Origin of the sequence: Stenotrophomonas sp. SMYL86 (assembly GCF_036320025.1) — a bacterium.
Classification (GTDB): Bacteria; Pseudomonadota; Gammaproteobacteria; order Xanthomonadales; family Xanthomonadaceae; genus Stenotrophomonas; species Stenotrophomonas maltophilia_A.
In genome coordinates this window covers 1-5,903 of the sequence record NZ_JAWIRU010000036.1, presented here as the reverse complement: position 1 = coordinate 5,903, position 5,903 = coordinate 1, and the positions used below count along the sequence as shown (strand labels likewise).

The window sequence follows — 5,903 nt, the reverse complement described above, 5'->3', positions numbered from 1 at the left end:
GCAACCGGACCCCCCCGCCATCACACGGATAGCTTGCCTTTGACGTTGACGTTGCCGTCGATTCGGCAGGTGCAGGGCGCAGCCCTGCCGGTCACCCCAACTGAACCCGCCGCCCTTCGCGCGCGCTACAGGGACGTATTTACGGCGTCCCCCGCAACCGGACCCCCCCGCCATCACACGGATAGCTTGCCTTTGACGTTGACGTTGCCGTCGATTCGGCAGGTGCAGGGCGCAGCCCTGCCGGTCACCCCAACTGAACCCGCCGCCCTTCGCGCGCGCTGTCCATGCCGGCCTGCAGCAACCGCATCAGCTGCAGTGCCTGCACCGGGCTGACCGTCGGCTCGCCATCGCCGTGCATCGCCGCCGCGAACTGCGAATACAGCCGCCGGTAGTCGCCCGGCAGGTTGTCCACGGTACTGCGCTGCACATTGTCCTCAGCATCGCAGCGCACCAGCTCGCCGTGCCGTGGGTCGATGCCCCAGCCTGGCGCCCCTGGCGCAACACCGCGCCGCAGCTGTGCCTCCTGCACGTCCAGCCCATGCTTGATCCAGCTGCCACGGCTGCCATGCACACTGAAGTGCGGCGTGGGGGCTGCAACCAGCGAACCGGCATGCACGATCGCGCGATGCCGCGGGTAGTGCAGTACCGCGTGGAAGTAATCGATGCCGCTGCCACCTTCGCGCTGCACGGCCAGATCGGCATCGATGGCCTCGGGCCAGCCGAACAGCACCAGCATCTGGTCCAGCAGGTGCGGGCCGAGGTCGTACCACAGGCCACTACCCGGCCCGTCCTGCTCGCGCCAGCGGTCGCGCACCTGCGGCCGGTAGCGGTCGAAGTGCGCATGGCACTCGGCCACGTCACCGAGCGCGCCTTCGGCCAGCAGCGCCTGCAGGGTGAGGAAGTCGGCATCGAAGCGCCGGTTCTGGAACACGGTCGCGATGCGTCCGGCATCACGTGCCGCAGCCAGCACCGCTTCGGCTTCAGCGACATCCAGCGCGAACGGCTTGTCGACCAGCACATGCTTGCCCGCGGCCAACGCCGCGATCGCCAGCGGTGCGTGTTGTGCGTTCGGAGTGGCGATCACCACCGCGTCCACCGCCGGGTCGTCGAACACCTCCTGCGGCGTGGCGCGCACGTGCATGTCGCTGAACGCGCGCAGCAACGTGTCGCGCTGCGAACTGACGATGCTGTGCAGCACCAGCCCGGGCGTGTGCTGGATCAGCGGCGCATGGAAGACGCGGCCGGCGAGGCCGTAGCCGATCAGGGCCAGTTGCAGGTCGGGGCGCATGAGACGGCTCCGGCAATGGGGAAGGGCAGGGTAAACGACACCTGCGTACAGGCCAAAACTGAACCGTTGCCGTTGGAATCGCCTCGATTCACAGCGGCATGACCGCAACGCCACGCCTGCTCTACGGAGGCTTGTCCAGACTGGCAGCACATCCCGAAGGAGTACGACACGATGAGCAATACCACCCGCACGCTGATTGCTTCCGCCCTGACCCTGGGCCTGGCGCTGTCCTCCTCGGCTGCATTCGCCAAGGACCCGGCCGCGAAGAGCCCGCCGACCAGCACCCATCCGGCAACCCATGCTGATCGCCATGACTCCAACGAGCCGGTGACCGATACCTGGATCACCACCAAGGTGAAGGCCGATCTGCTGGCCAGCAGCAACGTTCCGGGCACTGAAATCAAGGTGGAAACCGTGAACGGCGTGGTCAGCCTGAGTGGTGCCGTGGCCACCCAGGCCGAGAAGGACAAGGCGGTCACCACCGCCAAGGGCATCAAGGGCGTGACCCGCGTCGATGCCGCTGCATTGAAGGTCAGCGCTGCTGCCAAGCGCTGACCCCGGAGGGCGCCCCGCATGGGGCGCCCGCTGCCTGGGTAGAGTCGAGCTTGCTCGACTGCCCTTTGGGTTGCAGCCGAGCGTGGGCTCGGCTTTACAGCACCGGATTCCGAACCCGTTCAGCCAACCAGGCTGGAAACTCCAGAGTTGTGACCGCCTGCGCTATATTGCCCGTTCCGCCGCAGCCGGGCCGGTATCGGCCTACGCTCCGCGGCTGTGCTGACGAGGAACTATGGCGCTGGTTTTCAGTGATGACATCTGGGACCGTTGGCGGTTGCCGGCCCTGGCGCTGGCCGCCGCCGCGATCATCGTGGTGCCGTGGTTGACCCTGCGCCAACTGCAGCAGGACAGCGAAGATGCGATGGCCTGGGTCAATCATACCCAAGCCGTGGGTGTGGCCCTGCAGCAGCTGCAGGCCGATGTACGCGATGTCGAATCGGCTGCGCTGACCCTGTCCAAGGGTGTGGATGCGCCTGGACTGCGCGAGCGCATGGCCAAAGCCAATGATCTTCCCGGTCGCCTGGCTGAACTGGGCCGGATGACCCGCGACAATCCTGAGCAGCTGATCCGCATCGGCCGTATCGAGTCGATGCTGGAAGGGCGCATGGCGCTTGCCCGCGAACTGGCAAAGTCCGAACCCAACAGTGATCAGCGCGAGCTGGTGCAGGACCTGAGCACGCGCTATCCGATCCGTGGCCTGGTGGAGGAACTGCAGGCGAGCGAGCAGAAGCTGCTGACACAGCGCGCCGAGCAGGCCGCACGCCAGCGCAAGCAGACCGAGCTGGTGTCGTGGAGTTCGCTGGTGATCCAGCTGGCGCTGCTTGGCCTGGTGCTGTGGCTGCTGCAGCGGCAGATCGGTCGCCGCCTGCATGCCGAACGACAGTCGCTGCGTTCGGCCGCGCGTGCAGCCTCGGTGCTGCAGACCGTGCGTGAGCCGATCGTGCTGCTCGACCGCGACCTGCGTGTGCAGCTGCACAACCCTGCCTTCGCCGAGCTGTACGGGCTGCAGGATGAACGCGCCGATGGCCTGTTGCTGGACACTGTCGGCGACGGTGCATGGAAAGACCCCGTGATGCGCCAGCGACTGTCCGATGTGCTGTTGCGCGGCCGCGAACTGTGGGACTTCGAGCATGAACAGCGCGCCGCCGATGGCATGGTGCGCTACATGCTGCTCAACGCGCGGCGCATGCCGCTGCCGGATACCGACGACGAAGTGGTGTTGCTCACGGTCAGCGACGTCACCGTGCAGCGTGCCGTGCAACTGCGGGTGGAGGAACTGAACCGCCAGCTGGAAGGCAAGGTTGCGCAGGTGTCCGAGGTCAACAGGGAACTGGAAGCCTTCAGCTACTCGGTGTCGCACGACCTGCGTGCACCACTGCGCCACGTGGCCGGTTTCTCCGACAAGCTGTCGCGCCATCTGGGCGACGCCGCCGATGACAAGAGCCGCCATTACCTGGAGGTGATCTCCAGTTCGGCGCGGCGCATGGCGGCACTGATCGACGACCTGCTGGTCTACTCGCGGCTGGGCCGCGCGGCAATGCGCCAGCAGGCGGTGGACATGCAGTCGCTGGTGGCCGATACCCGCGCCATGCTCGATTCCAACCTGCAGGCCGAGGCCGAGAACAGCGGCCATGCGCACCACGTGGAGTGGAGCATCGCGCCGCTGCCGATCGTGGTGGGCGATGAGAACATGATCCGCCAGGTCTGGCTGAACCTGCTCGGCAACGCGGTGAAGTACTCGGGCAACCGCGAACCAGCGAAGATCCGCGTGGACTACCAGCCACAGCCTGACGGCGGTCATCAGTTCACGGTCAGCGACAATGGTGCAGGCTTTGACATGGCCTACGCCGGCAAGCTGTTTGGTGTCTTCCAGCGCCTGCACAAGGCCAGCGACTACCCGGGTACCGGCATTGGCCTGGCCAGCGTGCGCCGCGTGCTCACCCGTCATGGCGGCCGTATCTGGGCCGAGGCCGAACCGGACGTCGGCGCCACCTTCCACTTCTACCTGCCTCCCGCGATCGATGCGGACAAACAAGGGCCTTCTGCATGACCACTCTGCGCACCATTCTTCTCGCCGAAGACAGCCCGGCTGATGCCGAAATGGCGATCGACGCCCTGGAAGAGGCGCGTCTGGCCAACCCCATCGTGCACGTCGAGGATGGCGTGGAAGTGATGGACTACCTGTTGCGCCGTGGTGCCTTCGCCAACCGCGAGGAAGGCCTGCCGGCGGTGCTGCTGCTGGACATCAAGATGCCGCGCATGGATGGCCTGGAGGTGCTGCGGCAGATCCGCGAGCACGAAGAGCTCAAGCGCCTGCCGGTGGTGATCCTGTCGTCCTCGCGCGAGGAAAGCGACCTGGCCCGCAGCTGGGACATGGGCGTGAACGCCTATGTGGTCAAGCCGGTGGACGTGGACCAGTTCTTCGGCGCGGTGCAGACCCTGGGCAAGTTCTGGGCGTTGATCAACCAGGCACCGGAACTCGAGTGAGCCCATGCCCCTGACCGGTCCCGCCCTGGGGGCGCTGCGCATCCTGCTGGTGGAGGACTCACCGGAAGATGCCGAGCTGATGTCCGAACAGATGCTCGACGCGGGCCTGGAGGCCCGTTTCGAGCGCGTCGAAAGCGAGGCCGAGCTGCGCCAGGCACTGGTCGCGTTCCAGCCGGACATCGTGCTGTCCGACCTGAGCATGCCGGGGTTCTCCGGTGATGACGCGCTGCGCATCGTGCGCGAGACCTCACCGGAAGTGCCCTTCATCTTCGTCTCCGGCACCATGGGTGAGGAGAATGCGGTGGCGGCGCTGCAGAAGGGCGCCAACGATTACATCATCAAGCACCTGCCGGCGCGCCTGCCGTCGGCGGTGGCGCGTGCGATCCGCGATGCACGCAGCGCCATAGAGCGCGCGCGGGTGGAAACCGAACTCATGCGCGCGCAGCGCCTGGAAAGCCTGTCGCTGCTTGCCGCCGGCCTCAGCCACGACCTGCGCAACATCCTGCAGCCGCTGCTGATCATGCCGGACCTGCTGAAGGCGCGCACCGAGGATCCGCAGCTGCACCACCTGGCCGAAGTCATTGCCGAGTGCGGCCGCCGTGGCCACGAGATGGCCGAATCGATGCTGTCGTTCGTGCGCGGCTCGCGCAAGCCGAGCGAGCGCATCGAGATCGATGGCCTGTTCGATGCGGTGGCGCTGCTGTTGCGCAGCAACGTGCCCGATGCGGTGCGCCTGGAGTTGCAGGTGCAGGACGAAGGCCTGGTGGTCGACGCCAACTACACCGAACTGCAGCAGGTGATGCTGAACCTGGCGCTCAACGCGATCCAGGCGATGCCCAACGGCGGGCGCCTGAGCCTGACTGCCAGCCATGCCGGCCAGCGCGATGGCGTGGACTGGATGCAGATCTGCGTGGCCGATGAAGGCATCGGCATGGATGCGGACACGCTGTCACACTTGTTCAATCCGTTCTTCACCACCAAGGCCGATGGCACCGGCCTGGGGCTGATTTCCTGCAAGCGCATCGTTGAAGGCGCCGGTGGCAGCATCCACGTCAACAGCCAGCCGGGGCAGGGCACCTGCTTCGAACTGCGCCTGCCGATGCATGAGGCCATCGATGGCAGCGAGCCGATCGAGCAGCTGGTGGCGCTGGGCAGTGGCCAGTCGATCCTGGTGGTTGACGGCGAAGCCACGCGCCTGTCGCTGCTCGGCAACGCGCTGTCCAGCCAGGGTTACCAGTTGCAGCTGGCCTCCGATGGCCCGGCGGCGTTGCGCTGGATGCAGCAGGAGGCGTTGCCGGCGCTGGTGATTGCCGATGCCGGCTCCAAACTGCTGCCGGCCAGCCAGCTGCTGGGCGAGATGGCCACGCTTGGCTACCGCGGTCCGGCGCTGGTGCTGGAGGACCCGTCGGTGCCAGTCGCGGCGGACGCGTTCCCGGCCGGTGTGGAGGTGCATGTGTTGCACAAGCCGCTGCAGATGCAGCAGGTCTTCCGCGCGGTGGCCGAAGCGCTGGGCTGATGCCCGGTAGTGCCGGCCGCTGGCCGGCATCGCCGTGCGATGGGATCACTGCGGTTG

The 5,903-nt window shown here is 66.7% G+C and carries 5 protein-coding genes; 4 read left to right on the top strand and 1 reads right to left on the bottom strand.

The genetic code is table 11. From position 1 onward, the window contains the following. Positions 1-244: 244 nt before the first annotated feature. Positions 245-1,288, bottom strand: coding sequence for an oxidoreductase (locus tag V3B64_RS21785; protein ID WP_329914958.1), 1,044 nt, complete (start codon positions 1,286-1,288; stop codon positions 245-247). Positions 1,289-1,459: 171 nt separating this feature from the next. Here V3B64_RS21785 and V3B64_RS21780 point away from each other — a divergent pair, with 171 nt between their 5' ends. From V3B64_RS21780 to V3B64_RS21765, 4 genes are all read left to right on the top strand, one after another. Further along, positions 1,460-1,843, top strand: a complete 384-nt coding sequence (locus V3B64_RS21780; protein ID WP_006470382.1) for a BON domain-containing protein — start codon at positions 1,460-1,462, stop codon at positions 1,841-1,843. A gap of 232 nt (positions 1,844-2,075) precedes the next feature. Beyond that, on the top strand, positions 2,076-3,893 hold the full coding sequence (locus V3B64_RS21775; protein WP_032130516.1) for an ATP-binding protein: 1,818 nt from the start codon (positions 2,076-2,078) through the stop codon (positions 3,891-3,893). Then, entirely contained in the window at positions 3,890-4,330 is a 441-nt protein-coding gene (locus V3B64_RS21770; RefSeq protein ID WP_005411057.1) for a response regulator, read from the top strand. Before V3B64_RS21775 ends, V3B64_RS21770 begins: the two co-directional genes overlap by 4 nt. 4 nt (positions 4,331-4,334) lie before the next feature. Continuing rightward, entirely contained in the window at positions 4,335-5,846 is a 1,512-nt protein-coding gene (locus V3B64_RS21765) for an ATP-binding protein (protein WP_329914956.1), read from the top strand. The last annotated feature ends 57 nt before the right edge of the window (positions 5,847-5,903 follow it).